The sequence below is a fragment of the Hymenobacter amundsenii genome (assembly GCF_002204745.1).
Lineage (GTDB): Bacteria > Bacteroidota > Bacteroidia > Cytophagales > Hymenobacteraceae > Hymenobacter > Hymenobacter amundsenii.
The window spans coordinates 41,288-64,842 of record NZ_NIRR01000013.1 but is presented as its reverse complement, the minus strand read 5'-3'; the positions used below and the strand labels follow the sequence as shown (position 1 = coordinate 64,842).

At 61.1% G+C, this 23,555-nt stretch carries 18 protein-coding genes; 9 read left to right on the top strand and 9 right to left on the bottom strand.

Going from position 1 to position 23,555, the window contains the following annotated elements; genetic code table 11:
* Nucleotides 1-49: 49 nt before the first annotated feature.
* The 3 genes from CDA63_RS09805 to topA all read right to left on the bottom strand — a co-directional run bounded on the left by CDA63_RS09805 (nt 50) and on the right by topA (nt 4,440).
* Nucleotides 50-748 carry an SIR2 family NAD-dependent protein deacylase gene (locus CDA63_RS09805; RefSeq protein WP_088464276.1) on the bottom strand — a complete coding sequence of 233 codons (699 nt, stop codon included), beginning with the start codon at nt 746-748 and terminating at the stop codon, nt 50-52.
* Nucleotides 749-845: 97 nt separating this feature from the next.
* Nucleotides 846-1,745 (bottom strand): DUF4846 domain-containing protein, encoded by a 900-nt coding sequence (locus CDA63_RS09800; protein ID WP_088464275.1) that lies wholly within the window; start codon nt 1,743-1,745, stop codon nt 846-848.
* A gap of 166 nt (nt 1,746-1,911) precedes the next feature.
* Nucleotides 1,912-4,440: a type I DNA topoisomerase gene (gene topA / locus CDA63_RS09795; RefSeq protein WP_088464274.1), complete on the bottom strand. Its 2,529-nt coding sequence runs from the start codon at nt 4,438-4,440 to the stop codon at nt 1,912-1,914.
* Nucleotides 4,441-4,849: 409 nt separating this feature from the next.
* Here topA and CDA63_RS09790 point away from each other — a divergent pair, with 409 nt between their 5' ends.
* From CDA63_RS09790 to CDA63_RS09755, 8 genes are all read left to right on the top strand, one after another.
* Entirely contained in the window at nt 4,850-8,905 is a 4,056-nt protein-coding gene (locus tag CDA63_RS09790) for a HAMP domain-containing protein (protein ID WP_242434629.1), read from the top strand.
* A 61-nt stretch (nt 8,906-8,966) separates the two neighbouring features.
* Nucleotides 8,967-9,494, top strand: coding sequence for a chemotaxis protein CheW (locus tag CDA63_RS09785; protein WP_088464273.1), 528 nt, complete (start codon nt 8,967-8,969; stop codon nt 9,492-9,494).
* Between the two features lie 52 nt (nt 9,495-9,546).
* A complete protein-coding gene (locus CDA63_RS09780) occupies nt 9,547-9,909 on the top strand; it encodes a response regulator (RefSeq protein ID WP_088464272.1) in 363 nt (120 codons plus the stop codon).
* Nucleotides 9,910-9,993: 84 nt separating this feature from the next.
* Complete coding sequence (locus tag CDA63_RS09775) at nt 9,994-11,088, top strand: CheB methylesterase domain-containing protein (RefSeq protein WP_126546804.1); 1,095 nt, start codon at nt 9,994-9,996, stop codon at nt 11,086-11,088.
* Nucleotides 11,085-12,719 (top strand): chemotaxis protein CheA, encoded by a 1,635-nt coding sequence (locus CDA63_RS09770; protein WP_088464270.1) that lies wholly within the window; start codon nt 11,085-11,087, stop codon nt 12,717-12,719. Before CDA63_RS09775 ends, CDA63_RS09770 begins: the two co-directional genes overlap by 4 nt.
* Before the next feature lie 59 nt (nt 12,720-12,778).
* Nucleotides 12,779-13,417 carry a chemotaxis protein CheC gene (locus CDA63_RS09765; RefSeq protein WP_242434628.1) on the top strand — a complete coding sequence of 213 codons (639 nt, stop codon included), beginning with the start codon at nt 12,779-12,781 and terminating at the stop codon, nt 13,415-13,417.
* An 86-nt stretch (nt 13,418-13,503) separates the two neighbouring features.
* Complete coding sequence (locus CDA63_RS09760; protein ID WP_088464269.1) at nt 13,504-14,592, top strand: agmatinase family protein; 1,089 nt, start codon at nt 13,504-13,506, stop codon at nt 14,590-14,592.
* A 135-nt stretch (nt 14,593-14,727) separates the two neighbouring features.
* Nucleotides 14,728-15,063 (top strand): phage holin family protein, encoded by a 336-nt coding sequence (locus tag CDA63_RS09755; protein WP_088464268.1) that lies wholly within the window; start codon nt 14,728-14,730, stop codon nt 15,061-15,063.
* Nucleotides 15,064-15,144: 81 nt separating this feature from the next.
* Here the strand turns inward: CDA63_RS09755 and CDA63_RS09750 are convergent, their stop codons facing one another.
* The 6 genes from CDA63_RS09750 to CDA63_RS21585 all read right to left on the bottom strand — a co-directional run bounded on the left by CDA63_RS09750 (nt 15,145) and on the right by CDA63_RS21585 (nt 22,293).
* Nucleotides 15,145-15,927: a DUF4349 domain-containing protein gene (locus tag CDA63_RS09750; RefSeq protein ID WP_088464267.1), complete on the bottom strand. Its 783-nt coding sequence runs from the start codon at nt 15,925-15,927 to the stop codon at nt 15,145-15,147.
* Nucleotides 15,928-16,054: 127 nt separating this feature from the next.
* The gene (locus tag CDA63_RS09745; protein WP_088464266.1) at nt 16,055-16,909 is read right to left on the bottom strand and encodes a DUF4349 domain-containing protein; all 855 of its coding nucleotides are present in this window, start codon (nt 16,907-16,909) and stop codon (nt 16,055-16,057) included.
* 156 nt (nt 16,910-17,065) lie between these two features.
* Nucleotides 17,066-18,370, bottom strand: a complete 1,305-nt coding sequence (gene murA, locus CDA63_RS09740) for a UDP-N-acetylglucosamine 1-carboxyvinyltransferase (RefSeq protein ID WP_088464265.1) — start codon at nt 18,368-18,370, stop codon at nt 17,066-17,068.
* A 123-nt stretch (nt 18,371-18,493) separates the two neighbouring features.
* Nucleotides 18,494-19,231 (bottom strand): DUF4290 domain-containing protein, encoded by a 738-nt coding sequence (locus CDA63_RS09735; RefSeq protein WP_088464264.1) that lies wholly within the window; start codon nt 19,229-19,231, stop codon nt 18,494-18,496.
* A gap of 167 nt (nt 19,232-19,398) precedes the next feature.
* A complete protein-coding gene (locus CDA63_RS09730) occupies nt 19,399-21,660 on the bottom strand; it encodes an ATP-dependent helicase (RefSeq protein WP_088464263.1) in 2,262 nt (753 codons plus the stop codon).
* Nucleotides 21,661-21,744: 84 nt separating this feature from the next.
* Nucleotides 21,745-22,293, bottom strand: a complete 549-nt coding sequence (locus CDA63_RS21585) for a DUF6438 domain-containing protein (RefSeq protein WP_262490654.1) — start codon at nt 22,291-22,293, stop codon at nt 21,745-21,747.
* A gap of 84 nt (nt 22,294-22,377) precedes the next feature.
* Here CDA63_RS21585 and CDA63_RS09720 point away from each other — a divergent pair, with 84 nt between their 5' ends.
* Entirely contained in the window at nt 22,378-23,517 is a 1,140-nt protein-coding gene (locus CDA63_RS09720) for a glycosyltransferase family 4 protein (protein ID WP_088464261.1), read from the top strand.
* The last annotated feature ends 38 nt before the right edge of the window (nt 23,518-23,555 follow it).

Below are 23,555 nucleotides of genomic sequence, written 5' to 3'. Positions count from 1 at the left end.
ACTTTAGCCCGTAGCTCGAATGGTGGTTTAAAGCAGACGGGTTTTCAACTCAGCGCTGACCTAACTCCTGCCGTAGCTCCTGCGCCACTTGAGGCACACCAATGGTGGCGGGCTCGGTGATAAAGTGCTGGCGGGCGCGGGCCGATACCGGGGGCCGGCCGGGGTCGATGATATAAATGGGCGCGGTACGGGGCACATACTCGACCAGGCCGGCCGCGGGGTACACCTGCAGCGAGGTGCCGACAACCAGCAGAGCGTCGGCGGTAGCTACTTCGGCCATTGCCCGGTCCATCATCGGCACGGCCTCGCCGAACCACACAATGTTGGGCCGCAGCTGGTGGCCCCGCTCACACATTTCGCCCAGCTCGATACGGTCCGAATGCATCGGGTACACCAGTTCCTCGTGGCGGCTGCTTCGGCTCTCGAACAGCTTGCCGTGCAGGTGCAGCACGGTGGTCGAGCCCGCCCGCTCGTGCAAGTCATCGACGTTTTGGGTGATGATGACGACCTCAAACTGGTCTTCCAATTCGGCCAGGGCCCGGTGGCCGGCATTGGGCTGGGCGGCCCGGGCGGCGGCGCGGCGCTGGTTGTAGAAATCGAGCACCAGAACCGGGTCTTTCGCCCAGCCTTCGGGTGTGGCTACGTCCTCGATGCGGTGGCCCTCCCAGAGCCCGTCGGAGCCCCGGAAAGTAGCCAGCCCGCTCTCCGCTGAAATACCGGCCCCGGTTAACGCAACAATTTTTTTCATAAGGAGTGATGAAGAGAAATATAGTTATGCCAATGCAGGGGCAATCCCGCGTGCTAATGTCGTGCAAGAATCCTATGTTATAAAGCCGATTTTAACTCTACTCAAACCGACCTAATTCGCTGCTCCGAAATGTCCATTCTGGCGTTTCGACCCGCGCTTGTTTGGGGTCGAGGTAGAACCACGCGCCCAGGCTGGAATCGTCATTGCGCAGCACGTGCATCTGCTGGGCGGGCATGTAGCTCTGGGCCAGCAGCGCCAGCCGGCGGCCGGTACCAGGCTGGGTGGCCACATCGAGCACCAGCACGGCGTGGCCCGGCGAGCCGCCCCGGATAAGCACGTCGCCGGGCTGCACCTGGGCCAGGGGCGTCGGTTGCAGCTCCCGGCTCAGCGAAAGGGTGCCCGCGTAAGTGAAAATCTGGTCAAGGTAACGGCGAAAATTGGCGTGGGTAGGCGCTTCAGCGGGGCGGGATGCGGGCTGCACCGCATCGCCCACCACCCGAAAGCCGGTTCCCGAATACCAGTTTTTAAAACCGATATCGTCGCCGCTGGTGAGGTGGAAGTGGACCTGGTCGGGGTTCTGGCTGAACAGGTACTCGGCCCGCAGCCGGATAACGGCATCGGCGCACTGTTGCAGGTCGCGGGCCCCCACATCGAGGTCTATTACGGCGGTGTGCACATCCTGGCGGTCCTTGCGCTGGCCGTTGTAGAGCTTCACGGACGAGCCGGGCGGCAGCAACGGCAGGCCCCGCAGCCACTGCCCAAACGAGCCGGCCGCTACCTCCACCCGCTGGTAGCCGGCAGGCGGGGCGAACCGCGCTGCTACCGTTTGCCCCGCCCGGTAGCGGCCGGAGGGCAGCCAGTGGTACTGGTCGGCCGTTGGTTTGGTTTCCGGCACGGGGGCCGGGGCCTTAGCCGGTGGCGTAGCGGCTACAGATTCAGTGCTCGGCCCGGAGCAGTTCAGGAGCAACAGTAAGGGCAGGAGGGAGGCTTTCAGCATAAGGTAAGGTTGGGCGGGCTAAAATAACGACCGGAACGACCCCATATTTCCCAGGAGTGCCAACGCAAAAAAGCTCCAACCGGTGAGGTCAGAGCTTTCCTTGTAAATAAGCTAGACTTTTCGAGTTGCTGCCCCATCGCCCGGCGCAGCACCTTGCTTGTGCAGGCTATTTATCCTTGCTTGAGGTCTTTTTAGCCGTAGTACTGGTGGCTGACTTTTTAGCCGCCGTGCTGGTGGCTGGCTTTTTAGCAGCGGCCTTTTTGGCGGGCGCTTTCTTCTTAGCGGCCGGCTTCTTGGCAGCCGTTTTTTTGGCCGGCGTATCGGTTTTTTCCTCGGCCGCCGGGGCAGTTTTCTTGGCGAAGCGGCCCCCGCGGGCGGGTTTGTCGGGCGTGGCTTCGGCCAGCTCCAGGCAGCGGGCCAGGGTGAGGTCGGCGGGCTCCTCGCCCTTCGGAATCTTCACGTTTTTCTTGCCCGCCACGATGTAGGGCCCGAAGCGGCCATTGAGCACCTGGATATCGGGGTTTTCGTCGAACGACTTGATGAGCCGTTCGGCATCGGCCTTGCGCTTGGCCTCAATCAGCTCCACGCCCTCTTCGCCGGTAATCGTGTGCGGGTCCTGGTCTTTGCGCAGCGAGTAAAACTTGCTGTCGTGGCGGATATAAGGGCCGAAGCGGCCGAGGGCAGCCGTCATGCTTTTCTCCTCGAACTCGCCTACTACCCGCGGCAGCTTGAACAAGTCGAGAGCTTCTTCAATGGTTAGGCTCTCGATGAACTGGCCTTTGCGCAGGCTGGCGTACACGGGCTTCTCGTCTTCGGGGGCGCCTTCAAGCGGCTCAATCTGCACGTAGGGTCCGTAGCGGCCGAGGCGAGCGGTCAGTTTCTGGCCCGTTTCGGGGTGCAGGCCGATTTCGCGGGTGCTGCCCAGCGTGCTCCGCTCGATTTCCTCACCCAGCTCCACCGTTTTGTGGAAGGGCGTGTAGAAGCCGGTCAGCATGTCGGTCCAGTTGTCGAGGCCGTCGGCAATACGGTCGAACTCGTCTTCTACCTTGGCCGTGAACTGGAAGTCTACGATGGCGGGAAAGTGCTCCACCAAAAAGTCGGTGACCACCATGGCTACGTCGGTGGGAAACAGCTTGGCCTTATCGGCCCCGTAGGTTTCGGTCTTAAGCTCCGTCTTTACCTGCGGGCCTTCCAACGTGAGCACGTGGAACTTGCGCTCCTTGCCGTCACGGGTGTCTTTTTCCACGTAACCGCGCTTCTGAATGGTACTGATGGTTGGTGCGTAAGTCGAAGGCCGACCGATGCCCATTTCCTCCAGCTTCTTCACCAGCGAGGCTTCCGTGAAGCGGGCCGGGGGCGCCGCGAACCGCTCGGTGGCCCGCAACTGTTGCAGCGGCAGCACTTGGCCCACGCTCAGAGGCGGCAGCCCCCGCGAAAACGACGACTCGGCGTTGTCGTCCTCTTCATCCTCATCGTCCTTGCTCTCGGTGTAGGCTTTCAAAAAGCCCTCAAACGTGATAACCTCGCCGCTGGCCGTGAGCGTAACGCCGGGTTGGGTGCTAATGCCGATGGTGGCCACCGTGCGCTCAATCACCGCATCCGCCATCTGCGAAGCCAACGCCCGCTTGCGGATCAGGTCGTAAAGGCGCTGCTCCTGCGAGTCGCCGCCAGCTTTGAGCAGCGTGAAGTCGGTGGGGCGGATGGCTTCGTGGGCCTCCTGGGCCGAGGCCGACTTGGTTTTGAAGTGGCGGGTGTGGGCGTACTCGGCGCCGTAAGCGTTGGTAATGGCCGTTTTGGCCGCTGCAATGGCATCTTCCGACAGGTTGAGCGAGTCGGTCCGCATGTAGCTGATGCGGCCGGCCTCGTAGAGCTTCTGGGCCACGCTCATGGTCTGAGCCACCGAGAAGCCGAGCTTGCGCGAGGCTTCCTGCTGGAGCGTAGAGGTAGTGAAGGGCGGCGCGGGCGTACGTTTGCCGGGCTTCTGCTCCAGGTTTTCGATAGAGTAATCGGCACCTACGCACCGCGCCAGAAAGGCCTCGGCCTCTTCGCGGGTCTTGTAGCGGGTGGGCAGCTCGGCTTCCAGCACGGCCCCCCGGCCGGCATCAAAGCGGGCCACCACCCGGTAAGCCGACGTCACGGTAAAGCCGCTGATGTCCCGCTCCCGGTCCACGACCAGGCGTACGGCCACGCTTTGCACGCGGCCGGCCGAAAGGCCGGCCTTCACTTTTTTCCAGAGCACCGGGCTCAGCTCGAAACCTACCAGACGGTCGAGCACCCGGCGGGCTTGCTGGGCATTTACCAGATTGAGGTCAATTTCCCGGGGGCTGTCGATGGCCTTGAGGATGGCGGTTTTGGTGATTTCGCGGAACACGATGCGGCGCGTCTTCTCGCTGTTCAGGTTCAGCGTTTCGGCCAGGTGCCAACTGATGGCTTCACCCTCGCGGTCATCGTCACTGGCCAGCCATACAATTTCGGCCTCCTTGGCAAGCTTCTTTAACTGGCTGATTATATCGCGCTTATCGGCGGAAACCACGTAAGTTGGCTTGAAGCCGTTGGCAATATCAATGGCGTTATTATCCTTGGGTAAGTCGCGGACGTGGCCGAACGATGACCGGACCACGAAGTCCTTGCCGAGGTATCCTTCAATGGTTTTGGCTTTGGCTGGCGACTCGACGATGACTAAATTTTTGACCATAAGGTGGGGGGACGCGGAGCTTGTTTGAGTAGGAAACGGGTGGGACCGCGCAAAAGTTGAATTTTGCCGCAAAGATGATGCAATAATCCGGCACCGGCATAGTCGGCGCCGAATATCCCCCCTAAAGACTGCCTATAGATAAGGAGTTTCACCATCGCCCATAAGCAGCGGTCGGGCGTATCGGACTGCAGGTCAGGGTATAACATGGCCTTTCGTCTGTTTATCCGGCCCCGCCCCCACGCCACAGACGAAGCGGGGCCGGTCAGTCTGTTGGTTTTTCGTGCAGGTTTTGGGGGCCGATAGCAGCTAAGCGGGCAGTTCTGCTACCTTTGTTTGTGAGAGACCCCACCCCCGGCGGTTTCATTTGCGCACTACCCGCCTCTCGTAGGTTTTGCTACTCTTCTTCCCTATGGCTTCAGCAAAGACGCCCAAATCTGCCTCCCCGGCCGCCCCAACGACTGCCTCAGCTGCCAACGGCACCGCGGTGAGTTTGGCCAGTGCCTCCCGCCTGAGCCGCTCCAGCGGCGACCATACCCGCAAGCGGGGTACCGAAAGCAGCCGCACCGCCACGGCGGAAACAGACTATATCAACGACCAGCTCAACCGGGTGCTGTATGCCCTCGATGCCTTCAAGAAGGGCGACGTGAGTGTGCGCCTGACCAAGCAGAACGACGACATCTTCGCCGAAATTGCGGAGGCTTACAACTCGATGGTGGAGATGATTGGCGGTGTGGGCGGCGAGGTGTCGCGCATTTCCAAAGTTGCCGGAGTAGAAGGTAACCTCAAGGCCCGCGCCTCGGGCGACAATGCCGCCGGCTTCTGGCGCGACATGATCAATAACATCAACGGCCTCGTCGACAGTATTGCCGTGCCGGTGCTCGAAGTGGGCAAAGTGCTCAAGAACATCAGCCGGGGCAACCTCGACGAGACGTTCCAGATTCCGGTTTCGGGCGACTTCAAGGTGATGGCCGAGACCATCAACAAGACCATCGACAACCTCAACCTGTTTGCCGGCGAAGTAACCCGCGTGGCCCAGGAAGTGGGCACCGAAGGTAAGCTCGGCGGCCAGGCGTCGGTGCCCAACGTAGCCGGTATCTGGAAAGACCTGACCGACAACGTGAACAACATGGCCAGCAACCTGACGAGTCAGGTGCGCGATATTGCCAACGTGGCCACGGCCGTAGCCCGGGGCGACCTCAGCCAGAAAATTACCGTGGACGTGAAAGGCGAGCTGCTGGATTTGAAGCAGAACCTGAATCAGATGGTGGACTCGCTCAACCTGTTTGCCGGCGAAGTAACCCGGGTGGCCCAGGAAGTGGGTACCGAAGGCAAGCTCGGCGGCCAAGCGTCGGTTCCGAACGTCGGCGGCACCTGGAAAGACCTGACCGACAACGTGAACAACATGGCCAGCAACCTGACGAGTCAGGTGCGCGACATTGCCAACGTGGCCACCGCCGTAGCCCGGGGCGACTTGAGCCAGAAGATGACCGTGAACGTGAAGGGCGAACTGCTGGATTTGAAGCAGAACCTGAATCAGATGGTGGACTCGCTCAACCTGTTTGCCGGCGAAGTAACCCGGGTAGCCCTCGAAGTGGGCACTGAGGGTAAACTCGGCGGGCAGGCCAGCGTTCCGAACGTGGCCGGTATCTGGAAAGACCTGACGGACAACGTGAACAACATGGCCAGCAACCTGACTTCTCAGGTGCGCGACATTGCCAACGTGGCCACGGCCGTAGCCCGGGGTGATTTGAGCCAGAAGATGACCGTGAACGTGAAGGGCGAAATCCTGGAGCTCAAGGACATCCTCAACCAGATGGTGGACTCGCTCAACATCTTCGGCGACGAAGTAACCCGGGTGGCCCGCGAGGTAGGCACAGAGGGTAAGCTCGGCGGCCAAGCCAGCGTGCCCAACGTGGGCGGCACCTGGAAGGAGCTGACCGACAACGTGAACACGATGGCCAGCAACCTGACGAGCCAAGTGCGCGACATTGCCAACGTGGCCACCGCTGTAGCCAAAGGCGACCTTACCCAGAAGATGACCGTGGACGTGAAGGGCGAAATCCTGGAGCTCAAGGACATCCTCAACCAGATGGTGGACTCGCTCAACATCTTTGCCGGCGAAGTAACCCGGGTGGCCCGCGAAGTGGGCACCGAAGGAATCTTGGGCGGCCAGGCCAACGTGCCAAGCGTGTCGGGCACCTGGAAAGACCTCACGGATAACGTGAACACGATGGCCAGCAACCTGACGAGTCAGGTGCGCGATATTGCCAACGTGGCCACCGCCGTAGCCCGGGGCGATTTGAGCCAGAAAGTATCGGTGGATGTGAAGGGCGAGCTGTTCCAGCTCAAGGAAAACCTCAACCAGATGGTGGACTCGCTCAACACCTTCGGCGACGAAGTAACCCGGGTAGCCCGCGAAGTGGGCACGGAAGGTCGCCTCGGCGGCCAGGCCGTGGTACCCAACGTGCGCGGCACTTGGAAAGACCTGACCGACAACGTGAACTTCATGGCCTCCTCGCTCACGAGCCAAGTGCGCGACATTGCCAACGTAACCTCGGCCGTAGCCCGGGGCGATTTGAGCCAGAAAGTATCGGTGGATGTGAAGGGCGAGCTGCTCGACCTCAAGGACAACATCAACCAGATGGTGGACTCGCTCAACGTGTTTGCCGGCGAAGTAACCCGGGTGGCCCAGGAAGTGGGCACCGAGGGCAAGCTCGGCGGCCAGGCCAACGTGCCCAACGTGAGCGGGGTCTGGAAAGATTTGACTGACAACGTGAACACGATGGCCGCCAACCTCACCACCCAGGTGCGGGGCATTGTAAAAGTAGTAACGGCCGTATCGCAGGGCGACTTGACCCAGAAGCTGATGCTGGAAGCCAAGGGCGAGGTGGCCGAGCTGGCCGAAACCATCAACCGGATGGTGGACGACCTCAACCGTTTGGCCGTGGAAGTAAGCCGGGTAGCCAAAGTGGCCGGCGTCGATGGCAAGCTCACCGAGCGGGCGACCGTAACCGACGTATCGGGCTCTTGGAAAGAGCTGGTCGACACGCTCAACGCACTCATCGAATCTATTGCCTCGCCGGTGCTCGAAGTGAGCCGGGTAGTGCGGGCCATTTCGGAAGGCGACTTGCAGCAGCAGGTGGAAATTGAAACCACCGGCGACATCCGGGCCATGGCCGACGCGCTGAATATCGCCGTCGACAACCTCAACGAGTTGCTGGGCGAAATCAACGAGTCGTCGCAGATCGTGGGCGAGTCGTCGGAGGAGATGGTCGTCAAAGGACAGGAGATGAGCCGGGTAACCGTTGACGTGGCCCTGGCCATGCAGCAGATGGCCGAAGGGGCTCAGAACCAGGCCCTAAAGACCGACCAGGCCTTCAAGCTGATTGAGGAAATCATGCAGGCCACTAAGGAAACCGCTGGCAAAGCCGATGTGGGCATCAAGGCGGCCATCCTGGGTGAGCAAACCTCCCAGCTCGGCCTCAAAACGGTGGCCGAAGTGGTGAAAAACATGGAGGAAATCAGCAGCGCTGCTGCCCAGACCTCCAAAACCATCGAAGTACTGAGCACCCGTTCGGGCGAAATCAGCAAGTCGCTGGGCGTGATTACCGACATTGCCTCCCAGACCAACCTGCTGGCCCTGAACGCCGCCATTGAGGCCGCCCGGGCCGGGGAAGCCGGACGGGGTTTCGCGGTAGTAGCCGAAGAAATCCGCAAGCTGGCTGAAGGCTCCCGCAAATCGGCCAGCGAAATTGCCACGCTGGTAGAAGATGTGCGTAAGGACACCACCTCCGCCGCCACCGCCATCAGTACCATGGAAGGCCGGGTGCTCAAGGGCAAGAACGCCACCTTCGAGGCCAGCTCGGCCTTTAAGAACATTGCGACCAGCAGCGGCGAAACCCTGCGCACCAGCCGCGACATTCTCACGGCCACCGAGATTCAGAAAACGAGTATCGGCGACGTGGTGAAGTACGTGGAGGAAGTGGTGGCCATTGCCGAGCAGACGGCTTCCGGCACCCAGCAAGTGGCCAGCACGGCCAAGCAGCTCTCCACCAGCATGCAGGAGCTAACCACTAGCAGCCAGAACCTGACCAACATTGCCGACGACCTCCAACTGGGCCTCTCGGCCTTCCAGCTCATGGAAGACCTCGAACCCGAGCCCGAGCCGGAACCCGAGCCTATCCGTCGCCGCCTGACGCGCCGCCCGGCTCCGGCTCCCGCGCCGGTGGCTCCCGCGCCGTCCGTTCGCCGGGCCCGTCCGGTAGCCGCCGCCCCGGCCCCGGCTGCTCCCACGCCGGTTCGAACTTCGGCCCGCCGCAAGCCCGCGGCCAAGCCGGCCGTTCAGCCGGCGCCCGAAGTAGCGGCCGAGCAGCCCAAGGCTCGTAGTAAAAAAGTGGCCCGTAAGGCCCCTGCCGCGCCGGAGCCGCCGAAAGCTAAATCGGGCAAGGGCAAGGCAAAAAGCTAGACCGCCAGCCACTACCGGCCACCGGCCGGACTCCTGATTTTCCACTCCTCATTACCTGTTGATGGCTGACGCCGATAAAACTGCCAAACCCGACCCTATTATTCAACTCATCGTTTTTCGGTTGGGGGAAGAGGAGTACGGCATCCGCATCGAGCAGGTGAAGGAAGTGACTATCACGCCCGACATTGCGCGGATGCCCAAAACACCGGCCTTCGTGAAGGGTATTGCCAACCTGCGGGGCGACATTATCGCCGTCATCGACTTAGAGGAGCGGTTCCAGCTGCGGAGCCCCGACCAGCCCATGCCGGCCGTGACCTACACCATGGCGCTCGAAGCCAAGGACTACACTATCGGCATCATGGTGCGGGAGGTGCCCCAGCCGCTATCGGTGGCCCAGTCGGTTATCGAGCAGACCCCCGAATTCATTCAGGAAGCCAACATCCACGATAAGTACATTGAGGGCATCGCCAAAATCGGCCCCCGCATTATCGTGGTCCTCGACATGCTCAAGCTGCTCACGCCTGCTGAAATTATGCAGCTTCAGCCTGCAGAAGCATCCTCGCCGGAGCTGGGCCGTACAACGGGCTGAGCCGACCGTCGGCCCGGCGCTTTCCCTCTTTATTCTGACTTTTTCCTTCTCCATGAAAAACCGCATCCTCATCGTCGACGACTCTTTTTACATGCGTACGATGCTTAAGAACATGCTTACCGATGCCGGCTACGAGGTAGTGGGCGAAGCCGCAAACGGCCAGCAGGCCCTCGAAATGGCCGCCGCTACCAAGCCCGACCTGATTACGCTCGACGTGATACTGCCCGACAATACGGGCCTCGACGTACTGCGCGGTATCCGCCAGGAGCAGCCCGATGTGAAGGTGGTGATGTGCTCGGCCGTGGGCCAGGAGGTAATCGTGAACGAAGCGCTGGAAAGCGGTGCTTCAGCTTACATCGTGAAGCCTTTCTCGGAAGAGAAGGTGCTCGAAATTGTAGGCAGCGCCCTACAGTAAGCCTCACCAACGTCCAGTCGATCCTGCCAGCCCTTTTGCCCGACGATACCCGTCGGACGAACTTCTTCGCGCTTCCCTTTATCTGTGTTGTTTCCTGCCTCCGTCTTTTCCGTGTTGCTTAGTGGCCTGCCAACGGCCCTGCAAAGCGTGCTCGGGCATCTGCCGCGCCTGGGCGTGGCCCTGGAAGTAGTGGGGGTTGCAGGGGCGCGGGATTTACCTGCCCTAACGCAGCGACTGCGGCCCAACGTGGTAGTGGTAAGCGAGTTGCAGCTATCTGGTCTCGGCCACCTGCAACGCCAGCATCCGGTGCCGGTGCTGCTCTACTGTGTGGCCCCGCCTCCACGCACCTTATTGCGAGAAGCGGCGCGTTTGGGCGTCTACGACTACCTGCTGCCGGCCCCCACGGCCGAACCCGAACTGCTCGAATGGAGCCGCCAGGCTGGGCGCAAGCTCCTGGCGGCCCGTTTACCCGCTGCTATGCTCACTCCGCCGCTGGGTACCTTGGCGGTGCCCCCGCGGCAACCAGCGGCCCCGTTGCCCCCGCGCGGCGTAGTCGTAATTGGCGGCTCTACGGGTGGCGGTCCGGCCGTGGAGGAAATTCTGCGGGGCCTGCCGGCCAACTTCCCGTGGGCGGTGCTGGTAGCCGTACACCTACCCGTGCACTTCACCAGCGTGCTGGTCGATCGGCTGGCCCGGGTCAGCCGGCTGCCGGTAGTGGCGGCGGCCAGCGGCAGCCCGCTCCGGGCTGGCCAGGTACTGGTAGCACCCGGCGGCCACCACTTGGTTGTTCGGGCGGTTCCTGGTCCTTGGCTAGGCTGGCAAACCAATTTCGTGGCCGAAAATGCCCCCGACGTGCCTTCGGTGGATGTGCTGATGCGCTCGGTGGCAGCTTTGGCGGGGTGCCAGGTAGTAGGGCTGATACTAACGGGCCTGGGCCACGACGGCACAGCCGGAGCCCGGGCTATTCGCCAGCAGGGTGGGGTAGTAGTGGCCCAAGACGCGGCCACGGCTACCGTGTTCAGTATGCCGAAATCGGTAATTGACGCCGGCCTGGCCAGCGCCGTACTGCCGCTTTCCGGGATGGCGGCCTATCTGGTGCGCCACACTATGCAACCGACGGCTCCGGTTGGCCGGCGGCGAGTTTCTTCCTCTTCCTCCTCAACTAGTTTGGCCCAATGAGCGGACGCGAGCAGGAATACCGGGAGATTTTCATGGCCGAGGCGCTCGAATACTACGACGCCATGAGCCGCCATATCAGCGAGTTGGAGCGCGAGCCGACCAACGAGCCCGCACTACGCGAGCTGTTCCGGCTCATGCACAACCTTAAGTCCAATGCCCGGGCCATGGGCTACACCAGTATTGGCGAAGTGGCCCATCAGATGGAAACCATCTTCGGCCTGATCCGGGACGAAAATCGGGCTTTCGGCGGCAGTCTGGTGCCCGTGCTGTTCGGGGGCATCGATAGTATTGGCGAGATGATTCGGGCTGTGGGCGAGAATGAACCCATGCCCGACGTGGAACGCCTGCTCGACAACCTCGACCGGTTGGCCAAAGGCGAGGAGCCCAACCTCGAAGAGGAGGAGGCGGATGATGAGGAGGACGTAAGCCGCAAGCTCGAACTCTCCGACTTGGTCTACATTCAGGTGCGCAAGCTCGACCACCTGATGAACCTGGTGGGGGAACTCATCATCGACCGGGACCGGATTCAAACCCTGAGCCGCGAAATCAATCACCCGGCTCTCACGACGGCCGCTGCCCATTTTTCCCGCATCGCCGACGAGCTGCAGTACAGCGTGATGGATGCCCGGCTGGTGGGCGTGGGTTCGTTGTTCAGCAAGTTTCCGCGGGTGGTGCGCGACGTGGCCGCGGCCGAAGGCAAAGATGTGGAGCTGACGCTGGTGGGCGAGGACATTCAGATCGACCGCAACATCCTCCAGATTATTACCGATGCCTTGCTGCACCTGGTGCGCAATGCCATTGGCCACGGCCTCGAAACGGCCGCCGAGCGGGAGGCCGCCGGCAAACCGGGCCAGGGCCACCTCACGCTCTCGGCCCAGGCCGAGCGCGACGACGTGCTGGTGCAGGTGCGCGACGACGGCCGGGGTATCAACGTGGAAAGTGTGCGCCGTAAGGCCGTGGAGCGTGGCTTGGTGAGTAAGGCCGCCGCGGCTCACCTGTCCGATGAGGCCGTGCGCTCCTTCCTCTTTGAGCCCGGCTTCTCCATGGCCAAGGAGGTCACCGAAATATCGGGCCGGGGCGTGGGCCTCGACGTGGTGAAACTGGCTATCGACTCGCTCGGTGGGCAGTTGCGGGTTGATTCGGTGATGGGCGAGGGCACCACGTTTACGCTGGTGCTGCCGACTTCCATCGCCGTGAAGGGCGCGCTGCTGTTTGAGCTGGAAAACCGCAACTACGCCATACCGCTCATGCACACCGACTCGGTGGTATCGTTGCTGCCCGACAGCTTTAACGTGGTGGGCGGGTTGCTCATCACCCGCCTGCAGGGCGAAAACGTGCCGGTGGTGGACCTGCGACGGTTGCTGCACAACGGCGACGGCCCGCTGCCGCCGGCCAGCAAAGCCGACCTGCAGGGCCGGCAGGATATCATCATCGTCAACTACAACAACCGGCGCCTGGGCCTCATCGTCGACCGTTTTCTGCGCCAGCAGGACATCGTGGTGAAGCCCATGAGTAAGCCGCTCGACACCATCGATTTGTTTGGCGGCGTAACGCTGCTCGGCAGCGGGCAGGTGTGCCTGGTACTCGATGTGCCCGCCCTGACCCGTTTGTTTTTAGCTAAACGACCGTAACTCTCGTATTGCAGACCCCGGCCCTTGGCTTTAGCTACCGGCCTTTTGAACCGACTTCTATGGAATTGCACATGACGGAACTGGAGCGCGACATTATCCGCGAAATCCTGAACATCGGCCTGGCCCGCGCCGCCGACTCGTTTGCGGTGGTAGCCCAGGAGAAGGTACTGCTCGAAGTGCCCAACCTCGACATTGTGTCGGGCCAGAGCGTGCTCGAAAAAGTAAGCGACCTGCAAAAGGGACACGTGGTTATCCAGTCCGATATCCGGGGCGACTTCAACGGCACGACGCTCATGTTCTTTTCCGGCCAGCACGTGCAGCGCCTCTCGCGCGTGTGCCTGCGCATGAAAACGTCTGACTCCACTGACATCGACGAGATGCAGGAGTCGCTGCTCCTCGAAATCAGCAATATTATCACCGGGGCGCTCGTCACGCAACTGGCCAACATTCTCAAGGCCCGCATCTACGGAGCTCCGCCCGTTCATCCTAGCGACGATATGGCCGACGCGCTTCGGAGCCTGCTCCTCGACCGCCCGATGGTGCAGCCGCTCATCTTCTCGGTTATCACCCAGTTCTCCGACAAGGAAAATTCGGTAGAGCTGCCACTGATGATTTTCTTCGACCGCGACACCTTCGAGAAAATCATCAACATTATTCGCACCTACGATTTCATGGGCGGCCAGCAGTTGAGTTCGTAGAACCCGCCGCCTCTTTCTTTGCTTCGAAAATAAGCTCCCGCTGCGGGGGCCGCATTCATTTTTTCTGACCGCTAACCGTTTTTCTTATGGCTGATTCCGCTTCGCTTGACCAAAAAATAGCCAGCTTCGACCCTAACGCTCTCGGCGACGCCGCCGGTGGCCTGTTCGGCCTGCCCTTCACGCCCGAGGAGGCCCAGGTAGTGGTGGTGCCCGTGCCCTGGGAAGTTACCGTTTCGTACCGCGCCGGTACGGCCCAAGGGCCCGAAGCCATGCGCGCAGCCTCGTTGCAGGTTGACCTCTACGATGCCGATTTGCCCCAGGCCTGGCGCCTCGGCCTAGCCATGGAAGAGCCCGATGCTGCCATTGCGGCCGAAAGCCACGAACTGCGGCCTTTAGCAGAAGGCTACATTGGCTGGCTGGAAGATGGCCAGCCCGAAAGCGGGCGCGGTGAGCATAGCAGCGTGCCCGCCCGCATCAACCAGCGGGGACGGGCGTTGCTGGAGTGGCTTAAGGCCAAAACCGGTGCCCTGCTCGATTCCGGCAAAGGCGTGGTCGTGCTCGGCGGCGACCATAGCACCCCGCTCGGGTACCTGCACGCGCTGGCCGAGCGCCACGAAGAGTTCGGGATTCTGCAGATTGATGCCCACTGCGACCTGCGCCCCGCCTACGAGGGCTTTGAGTTCTCGCACGCGTCCATCATGTACAACGCCCTGCAACTGCCCCAGGTGAAGAAGCTGGTGCAGGTGGGCATCCGCGACTATTGCCAGCAGGAGGCCGACTACATCGACCAGAGCAACGGCCGGGTGGCGCTGTTCGCCGACCGTTTTTTGCAGGCCGGGATGCTGGGCGGGAAGTCGTGGAAGAAGCAGTGCCAGAAAATTATTGCCCAGCTGCCGCCGAAAGTGTACCTGAGCTTTGATATCGATGGCCTCGACCCCAAGCTCTGCCCCGGTACCGGTACGCCCGTGCCCGGCGGTCTGGAGTTCGAGCAGGCGCTCTACCTGCTGCGGCAGGTGGTACGCTCGGGTCGCACCATTATCGGCTGCGACCTCAACGAAGTAGCTCCCGGCGACACCGACTGGAACGCCATCGTGGGGGCGCGTCTGCTCTACCACATGGCCAACTGGATGGCCGTATCCCAGGGCCGTTTGCAGGCCCGGGAAATGGAAAAGTAAGGCCTTGGGGTAAGCCTTGTTAGGAGCGCACCGGCAACGGAAAAGCAATCTGCAACAACGGAAAAGAATTAAGTGCGTACAGTATTCAACTCCCTGAATGCTGTACATCTCTCACTTAAAACTGTTTTTTGCCTTATGGGCTTCATTCTCAAATTCATTCTCTCCGCCATCATCACGTATGCGCTGGCAAATTTTCTGCCCGGTGCTCAGATTGATGGGTTCGGCGCTTCCATGATTCTGGTTATCGTGCTGGCCATCCTCAATGCGGTGGTTAAGCCAATTCTGCAAATCATTGGGCTGCCGATTACCATCATCACTTTGGGGCTGTTTCTGTTCGTCATCAACGCCCTGATTGTGATGCTGGCCAGCTACCTGATGTCGAGCTTTGAAATCGATGGCTTTATATCGGCACTCATCTTCAGTATCGCCCTCTCGCTGGCAACGGCAGTAGTCGATCTGGTAGTGGACTAACCGAACTACAGGTTTCCATCAACTAAACGCCCCGTTGGCTTCTGGCCAGCGGGGCGTTTTTGGCAACCAGCACCAGCAGCGCTACTGGCCGACGGCCGTGCTGGTGCGCCGCCAGTGCCAGAACCCCCAACCGGCTACCCCCAGCAGCAAGGGCCACACGTAAGCCAGGGCAATAAATAGCTGGCCGACGATGCGCCAGCCAAACCACAATCCTGCTCGGATGCGGGGTGCTACGGCTGCTTCCGGCGGGACCAGGTCGGTGGCGGGCCGGAACTGGAAGTAGGTGAGTTGAAGCGTGGCCAGGGCCGCTTGTTCCGTTAGCAATTGGTGCTCGGTGGCGGCTTGGCGGGTGGCTGCGGTATCCGGCCGGGCGCCTGGTTTAGCGGCCTGCCGGGCCAATTCGGCGGCTACGTCGCGGGAGGTGAGCTGCTTGTGGTGCACGGTGCCCAGGCGGGTGAGGGCGCTGGTAAGGGCCAGGAACTGGGCCGACGGTACCCGGATGGTGAGCACCTGCTGATGACGGCCGGTGTCGGTGGTTTCGAGGGCGTTGGTGAGGTAGGCCCCGCGCTGGATGAGCACGGTATCGAGGCGGGCGGAGGCGGTGGTGAAATCATCTACCTCCAGCTCCATCGTGCCCTGATAGATGACGGGATGGCCCGCCGTCCGCCACAGGCGGGCCAGCGGCACCTCGGGGGCAGGGCTAGCGGTTTCCGTTGGCCCGACCGCCGGGGCAGGAGCTAGCAGATTTGTGGGAGCGGGGACGGCCGCGGTTTCGGTGGGTTCCACCATTTCTGTTTCGGCTGACTGGGCGCACCCGGCCAGCATCAGCCCCAGCAGCGGGAGCAGACGCACGTAGTTTTTCATCGGAGAGAATACTTGGGAGGAAGATGAAAAAGCTGCGCAGCTTCTGCCGGTTCATACGCCGGGCCCACCAAACGTAACCCAATCCCGGTGCGGTATTCGGCTAGTTCGTCGGTCGGAGCTGCGTGGTTCAGCCGTTGCGGCGGTGGGCCCGTCGCCGCCACCAGACCCGTAGCGCCACTACGGCAGCGGCCAGCCCCAGCAGCAGTGGCCACATTGCCACGAGGCCCAGCACCAAATTGGTGAGCAGCTGCCAGCCGCTGTAAAACGACTCCAGCAGGCGGCTACTAAATGATAGTACTGGTGCGTCGGGGCGGGGCTGACTCAGGAGCTGATAGTACGTGAGCCGGATGGTGGAATAGCCGACCTCGTCGTTGAGAGTGCGCAAGCGGCTTTCGGTGGCCTCAATCTCCTCCCGGATTTCGCCCATCTTCTCCTCGATTTCGACCATGTCGGTTACCTTGCGGGCTTGGCCGAGCAGGGCCAGGTAGCGCTGCTCCAGGGCCCGCTTAGAAGCCAGCCGGGCCGAAATATCGGCGTGCCGGGCCGTCACGTCCTCCGTCGACAGCCGTTTGGATTCGACGGTGCCCAAATGGCCCAGGCCGGCGAGCATGGCCGCGAATTGGGCCGGCGCAATCCGGATTTTCATCTCGTGTCGCCACTCCGTGTCTTCCCGCACTTCGGAAACCTCCTCAACGTACGCCCCAAAACTGCGCGTAAGACTGTCCATGTGCTGGTTGGCCCGCGGAAGGTCGGCCACCTTTACCCGCACATTAGCGTGGTAGATAAGCTTACGGCTGGCCGCCGGGGCAGCAGGTACGGGAATCTCGTTTGGGGAGGAAGCAATGGGCGGCGCGTAGGAGGCAGCAGGTGCCTCCATCAATTCCGAAATGGCCAACATCTTGTCCTGGGCAACGTCTTCGCGTTTTTCGCAGGATGCCAACCCGGCAACCATAATTAGCAGGAGCAGACTCGGGGTACGCATAACCAGAAAGGATAAAAGGTGACCCCATCGCCCCGCGTCGCCCGCACAATATCTCAACGCCGCGGCCCCAGCCCGTGGTATGCACTGGGGCACGAAACAGCACCGCCCGGCTTCTGCGGGCAGAAACCGGGCGTGGGTATGGCAAAGCGGAGGTGCTTACAAGCGCCGGATCTGGGCGCCCAGAGCAATCAGGCGCTGGTCGATGTGCTGGTAGCCGCGGTCAATCTGCTCCACATTCTCAATCACGCTGCGGCCCTCGGCCGAGAGGGCCGCGATGAGCAAGGCCACGCCGGCCCGAATGTCGGGCGAGGTCATGGTGATGCCGTGCAGGCGCTTCTGGTGGTTGAGGCCAATGACGGTGGCCCGGTGGGGGTCGCAGAGAATCACCTGCGCCCCCATATCAATGAGCTTGTCGACAAAGAACAACCGCGACTCGAACATTTTCTGGTGAATGAGCACCGTGCCCTTGGCCTGGGTGGCCACTACGAGCACAATGCTGAGCAAATCGGGCGTGAAGCCGGGCCAGGTGTGGTCGGAAATCGTGAGGATGCTGCCGTCGAGGTAGGTGTCGATTTCGTAGTGCTGCTGGGCCGGGATATAGATGTCGTCGCCCCGGAATTCGAGCTTGATGCCCAGCTTGCGGAAGGTGTCGGGAATGAGGCCCAGCTCGGCAATCTGGCAGTCTTTGATGGTGATTTCGGAGCCCGTCATGGCCGCCAGGCCAATGAAGGAGCCGATTTCAATCATGTCGGGCAGCATCCGGTGCTCGGTGCCGCCGAGTTGCTCCACGCCCTCGATGGTAAGCAGGTTCGAGCCGATGCCGTTGATGGTAGCGCCCATGCGCACCAGCATCTTGCAGAGCTGTTGCAAATACGGCTCGCAGGCAGCGTTGTAGATGGTGGTCGTGCCCTGGGCCAGTACGGCGGCCATCACAATGTTGGCCGTGCCCGTTACCGAGGCCTCATCGAGCATCATGTAGGCGCCGGTCAGGCCATTTTCAGCCTTGATGCGGTAGAAGTCCTTGCCTTCGAGCGTGAGCTTGCCGCCCAGTTTTTCGAGGCCCAGAAAGTGCGTGTCCATCGGCCGGCGGCCGATTTTGTCGCCGCCCGGCTTAGGCAGCTGGCAGCGCCCAAAGCGGGCCAGCATAGGGCCCAGAATCATCACTGACCCCCGCAATGCCCCGGCCTGGGCCACGAACTCGGGCGTGTCGAGGTAGTCGAGGCTCACGTTATCGGCCTGGAAGCGGTAGCTACCAGGAGCCAGCTTGCCCACCTTCACGCCCATGTCGCGCAGCAGCTCCATGAGCTTGTTGACGTCGCGGATGTCGGGGATATTGGTAATCGTGACGGGCTCAGGCGTGAGCAGCACGGCGCACAAAATCTGAAGCGCTTCGTTTTTTGCCCCCTGGGGCACTATCTCACCGTGCAGCGGCTTGCCGCCAATTACTTCAAAAGAGGCCATTCGTTTTAAGCTGTTAGCTTTTAGCTGATAGCTGTCAGCTTTTATGTTCGGTATTGAACTGATAGGAACTAGGCACTGAAAAAGCTATTGGCTAACAGCTGTCAGCTAATAGCTAAAACCCAATTACTGCGGAGGCTGCTGGGGCTCCTGGCGGTTTTTACGGCCCCCACGGCGCTGCTTGTCGCGACGGTTGCCACTGCCGCCACTACCGCCGCCATTACCGCCCCGACGGTTGCCGCCGCCGCTGCTGTTTTCGCGTTCCTGGCGGGGTTGGGGCACAATAAAGGGTGCGGGCCGGCCGGTGGCCGTGGTGAACTCGAACAGGTTTTCGGTATTTACCCGGTCGGGGTCGAGGTCGAGCTGGCCATTGGAAAGCTCCCGCAGGTGCTTGATAATGGTGATGTCCTTGGCGTTTTCCTTGTTGTGGGAGCGGTACAGGAACTTCATCGTCCGGCCGATAACAATGGCCGCCTGCTCACGCTCGGTCGCGTCTTCCAACGTCAGGGCCTGGGCGACCAACTGCTCCACTACCTGCCCGTAGGCCCGAAACTTGGGGCCTTTGGTAGGGTAAGCCAAGCGCTGGGGCGGGGCCAGGTTCACCTGGGCTACCAACGGAAAAGGTGCATCGACGTCGAGCTCACCGTCGGCCATTTCAAACACGTGGTTCCACACTTTGGCCTGGCTGTCGGGCTGGTCGCGTAGCGTGGGCTGGAGGCGGAAGATGAGCTGGACGATCTGCTGGGCCCGCCGAGTGCGCTCGGCGCGGTCCTCGATGGCAGCCAGCTGCTGGACGAGCTCAAACGTACTCTGGCCGTATTCGCGCTGGAGCAGCTCGTGTTTATGAAGAGAAGGGAGGGTCATGAAAATGGTATTCGAAAGGTCAAATATACGCCAAACATTACCCTGTTGGCCGTGTGCTTTGCACAGAAACTGGTCGGGCAAGGTTTGGCAGAGGCAGCGTGACGCGCCTTCGCCGTGCTACGTTTCCCTAAAGTAACGCAAAGGAGCGCAGGAAGGCCAGAATCTGCTTAATGCACCCGCAGCTTGGCGAAGCTCAGCAACAGCGTCTTTTCGCCTACTTCCTCGAACTGAATCACGGCTTTGGTGGAGCCCGATACCGTTTCGAGCTTACTGACGGTGCCGAAGCCGAACTTGGGATGCTCCACGCGCTGGCCGGTTTGCAGCTTGCTCGTGTCGGAGGGCGCGAAGTCGGCGGGGGCCACGTAGTAGGTGGCGGCATTCTTACGGGGCGGGGGCGGAATCAGGTTCGAACGGCGCTCAAACACGTGCCCGAATGGCGACTCGCCGGGTCCGGCCCGGTCGGGACCGGGCCCCGAGGAGAACTTGAAGTCGACGTACTTCGGGTCGATTTCATCCAGAAAGCGGCTTTTCTCACAGCTGCGTAAGTTGCCCCATTGGTAGCGGGAGGTGGCGTAGCTGAGGGTCAGTTTCTTTTCGGCCCGCGTGATGGCCACGTAGAACAGGCGGCGCTCCTCCTCCAAATCGGTCCGGGAGGTAATCATCATCTGGCTCGGAAACAGGTTTTCCTCCATGCCCACGATGTACACGTTGCGGAATTCCAGGCCTTTAGCCGAGTGAATGGTCATCATGGTCACCTGCTCACCTTCGGCCTGAGCATCCTTGAGGTCCGAGTCGGTTACCAGGGCAATATCCTGCAGGAAGGAGCCAAGCGTTTTGTCCTCGCGCTCAGGGTCTTCCACGAAGGCCTTGATGCCGTTGAGCAGTTCCTGGATGTTCTCGTAGCGCGAAAGGCCTTCGATGCTTTTATCGGCATAGAGTTCCTCGACCATGCCCGAGTTCTTGGCAATGAACTTGGCCGCTTCAAACGCATCTTCCTTGGCCGCCACGGTGGTGTAGGCCTTTATTTTCTCCGAAAAATCGACAATCGGGTTGGCCGTGCGGGTCGGCAGAAACTTATCGGCGTTGCTGACTACCTCCCAGATAGTGTGGTTGGCTTCCTCGGCCGCGTTGATGAGCTTGGCAAGCGTCGTGTCGCCGATGCCGCGCTTGGGGTAGTTTATAACCCGGCGCAGCGCCTGCTCGTCGTTGGGGTTCACCGTGAGGCGCAGGTAAGCCACCAGGTCTTTAATTTCCTTGCGCTGGTAGAAGCTTAGGCCGCCCACAATTTTGTAGCGGATTCCGAGCTTGCGCAACGACTCCTCCATGGCCCGGCTCTGGGCGTTGGTGCGGTAAAGAATGGCAAAGTTGTCGTAGGACAGATGCTGGTTCATCTTGTCCTCGTAGATGCTCTGGGCCACCAGCTTGCCTTCCTCGTTGTCAGAAGAAGCCTTGAACACCTCAATCAGCGGGCCTTCCTCGTTGTCGGAAAACACGTCTTTGCGCAGCTGGGCCTGGTTGTTTTTGATAACCGAGTTGGCCGCCTTCACGATGTTCTGGGTCGAGCGGTAGTTCTGCTCCAGCTTGAACACCTGCAGCTCGGGATAATCCTTCTCGAAGTTGAGGATGTTCTGAATATCGGCCCCGCGGAAGGCGTAAATGCTCTGCGCATCGTCGCCGACCACGCAGATGTTACGCTCCTTGGCGGCCAGCTTGCGGGCAATCAGGTACTGCGAGTAGTTAGTGTCCTGGTACTCGTCTACCATCACGTACTTGAACATGTTCTGGTACTTGTTCAACACATCGGGGTGGTCCTTAAACAGCACGTTGGTCTGGTAGAGCAGGTCGTCGAAGTCCATGGCCCCGGCCTTGAAGCAGCGGTTGGCGTACTGCTGATAAATCACGCCCAGCTTGGGCCGCATGGCCGCCTCATCGTCCTGCTTTATCACGGGGTCCTGGAGGTATTGCTGCACCGAAATCAGCTTGTTCTTGGCCCCCGAAATGCGGCTTAGCACCATATTGGGCTTGTACATCTTGTCATCCAATTCCAGCTCTTTCAGGATCTGGCCAATCAGGGTTTTGGAGTCCTGGGTGTCGTAGATGGTGAACGAGCGGGGGTAGCCGATTTTGTCGGCTTCGGAGCGCAGAATGCGGGCGAAAATGCTGTGAAACGTGCCCATCCACAGGTTCTTAGCCTCTGGGCCGACGACCTTCTCAATTCGGGCGCGCATTTCCTTGGCGGCCTTGTTGGTAAAGGTGAGGGCCAGGATATTGAACGGGTTCACCTGCTGTTCGAGCAGGTTGGCGATGCGGTAGGTAAGCACCCGGGTTTTGCCCGAGCCGGCGCCGGCAATAATCATGCAGGGGCCTTCAATCTGCATCACGGCAGCGGCCTGCGAGGGGTTCAGTAAAGCGTGATAATCGAGTCCCATATTCGGTAGTCAGCAGCGGAAAACTAAGCCGGTTGGCTTGTTAGCAAAGGTAAGGCTTTCGGGCGGGGGATGGAAGAAACAAAGCTAGTTTGCGGGGGCCACCGAACGACGAGTGGAAATGGGCGGTGCCGGTAGCTCTCGTTGGACGTAGGTGGCGAAGTGGATGCTGTTGGCTGCGGGGCGTAGCGTCAGGGCCGATTCATGCGTTGCTATCCAGATGTATAGCTTGAACAGTGGATCCGGTAAAGCGCCGTCGGAGCCTAGGAAATGCTTTTCTCCGCTGGAGGTATATAGGATGAACTGGACTAGGGCGGCGTCATCGTTCTGGGCGTAGGCGTCGGGCAAGGAGTCCAGGTTGAGCATATTAGCCTGTTTTATGGCTTTCACCCAAAGTTGCGCACCTACCTTGCCGCGGTAGTTTCCCTCATGCTTGGCATATCTTCCTCCGTAATAGGCGCAGGAAAGGGAACTGTCCATATCAAGTGCAAACGCAGGGCAAGTCCCGAAGCACCCGCTACCAGCTACGGCTAGGCGGTACAGTCCGTATCGATTATAAATGGGTACTGGGCGTGACTGACAGGTCGAGCACAGCACGGCAACAGTGGCAAATAGCGTTAGAAAGCTGGTTTTCATGGATCAAGAAGAATCAATAGTAATGGCTGGGGCCAAGTGATGAAGATAAAGTTCAGCCGATAATAAGCCCTGTATCTTCGCGCAATGGAAACCCAAGCGCCTTTTCCCCTCACCATCCTGTGCCTTTCCGACAGCTGGGGCGGGCTGGAACTGAACACGGCCCGGTTTGCCGGCTGGATGCGGGCGCGGGGCTGGCCGGTGCAGGTGATAACCCGGGCCGGTTCGCCGCTGGCCGCCCGCGCTACCGAGCTGGGGATAACCGTGTTAACGCTCGACAACCGCTGGAAAGCCCTCGATGTGCCGGCTGCCAGCCGCTTGGCCGCGGCGTTGCAAGGCTTCGGGACGCGGGCGCTGCTCATCAGCCGCAACGGCGACCTTGGCCTGGCCGTGCTCTGCCAGAAGCTGTTTCTGCCGAAGCTGCCACTCATTTACCAGCAACACATGCAGTTGGGGCTGGCCAAGCGCGGACTGGTGCACACGCTGCGCTACCGGGCGCTGGCGGCCTGGCTGGCCCCGCTGCCCGGCCTGGCCCAACAGGTGCTGGAGAAAACCCGCTTGGCCCCCGAAAAGCTGCACGTTGTACCGCTGGGCGTCGAGCTGGAGAGGTTTGCCGACGAGCGGCTGACCACCGCCGAAGCCCGCCACCGCCTGCAGCTGGCGCTACCCCCCGCCGCCGTGCTGCTGGGCCTTATTGGCCGTCTTGATGATGGCAAGGGCCAGGATTTTATGGTGGAAGCACTGGCAGCGTTGCGCCAGCAGTTTCCGCAGCTGCACCTGCTGCTGGTGGGCGAGCCGACCCGCAACGAAAGCACCGCCTACGCCGATGCGCTGCAAACCCGCATTCAGGAACTGGGCCTGACTGACGTTGTACACCTGCGTGGCTTCACGCCCCAGCCCGAAGTAGCCTACCGGGCCCTCGATATTTCCATTACGGCCTCCGTAAACGAAACCTACGGCATGGTAACCATCGAGGCAATGGCGGCGGGCCGCCCCGTGCTGGGCGCCGCCGCCGGGGGCACCCGTGAGCTGCTCGACGACAACCGCACCGGCCTGCTGTTTGCGTTGCGCGACCAAGCCTCCTTCGGGGCGACCGTGGGGCGGCTGCTGCAGGAGCCGGGCCTGATGGAACGCCTGGGCCGGCAGGGGCAGCAGGAGGCGCTGGCTACCTATTCGCACCACCGCCAATGCGAGCTGACGGAACAAATCCTCTGGTCGGTGGGGTAATTGCGGGTATCTTTGCGGCGGAGTTTCTAGCGGACCTC

Coding starts and splice junctions, on each gene's coding strand:
- CDA63_RS09805 (WP_088464276.1), bottom strand. CDS start 748: ATGAAAAAAATTGTTGCGTTAACCGGGGCCGGTATTTCAGCGGAGAGC.
- CDA63_RS09800 (WP_088464275.1), bottom strand. CDS start 1,745: ATGCTGAAAGCCTCCCTCCTGCCCTTACTGTTGCTCCTGAACTGCTCC.
- topA (WP_088464274.1), bottom strand. CDS start 4,440: ATGGTCAAAAATTTAGTCATCGTCGAGTCGCCAGCCAAAGCCAAAACC.
- CDA63_RS09790 (WP_242434629.1), top strand. CDS start 4,850: ATGGCTTCAGCAAAGACGCCCAAATCTGCCTCCCCGGCCGCCCCAACG.
- CDA63_RS09785 (WP_088464273.1), top strand. CDS start 8,967: ATGGCTGACGCCGATAAAACTGCCAAACCCGACCCTATTATTCAACTC.
- CDA63_RS09780 (WP_088464272.1), top strand. CDS start 9,547: ATGAAAAACCGCATCCTCATCGTCGACGACTCTTTTTACATGCGTACG.
- CDA63_RS09770 (WP_088464270.1), top strand. CDS start 11,085: ATGAGCGGACGCGAGCAGGAATACCGGGAGATTTTCATGGCCGAGGCG.
- CDA63_RS09765 (WP_242434628.1), top strand. CDS start 12,779: ATGGAATTGCACATGACGGAACTGGAGCGCGACATTATCCGCGAAATC.
- CDA63_RS09760 (WP_088464269.1), top strand. CDS start 13,504: ATGGCTGATTCCGCTTCGCTTGACCAAAAAATAGCCAGCTTCGACCCT.
- CDA63_RS09755 (WP_088464268.1), top strand. CDS start 14,728: ATGGGCTTCATTCTCAAATTCATTCTCTCCGCCATCATCACGTATGCG.
- CDA63_RS09750 (WP_088464267.1), bottom strand. CDS start 15,927: ATGAAAAACTACGTGCGTCTGCTCCCGCTGCTGGGGCTGATGCTGGCC.
- CDA63_RS09745 (WP_088464266.1), bottom strand. CDS start 16,909: ATGCGTACCCCGAGTCTGCTCCTGCTAATTATGGTTGCCGGGTTGGCA.
- murA (WP_088464265.1), bottom strand. CDS start 18,370: ATGGCCTCTTTTGAAGTAATTGGCGGCAAGCCGCTGCACGGTGAGATA.
- CDA63_RS09735 (WP_088464264.1), bottom strand. CDS start 19,231: ATGACCCTCCCTTCTCTTCATAAACACGAGCTGCTCCAGCGCGAATAC.
- CDA63_RS09730 (WP_088464263.1), bottom strand. CDS start 21,660: ATGGGACTCGATTATCACGCTTTACTGAACCCCTCGCAGGCCGCTGCC.
- CDA63_RS21585 (WP_262490654.1), bottom strand. CDS start 22,293: ATGAAAACCAGCTTTCTAACGCTATTTGCCACTGTTGCCGTGCTGTGC.
- CDA63_RS09720 (WP_088464261.1), top strand. CDS start 22,378: ATGGAAACCCAAGCGCCTTTTCCCCTCACCATCCTGTGCCTTTCCGAC.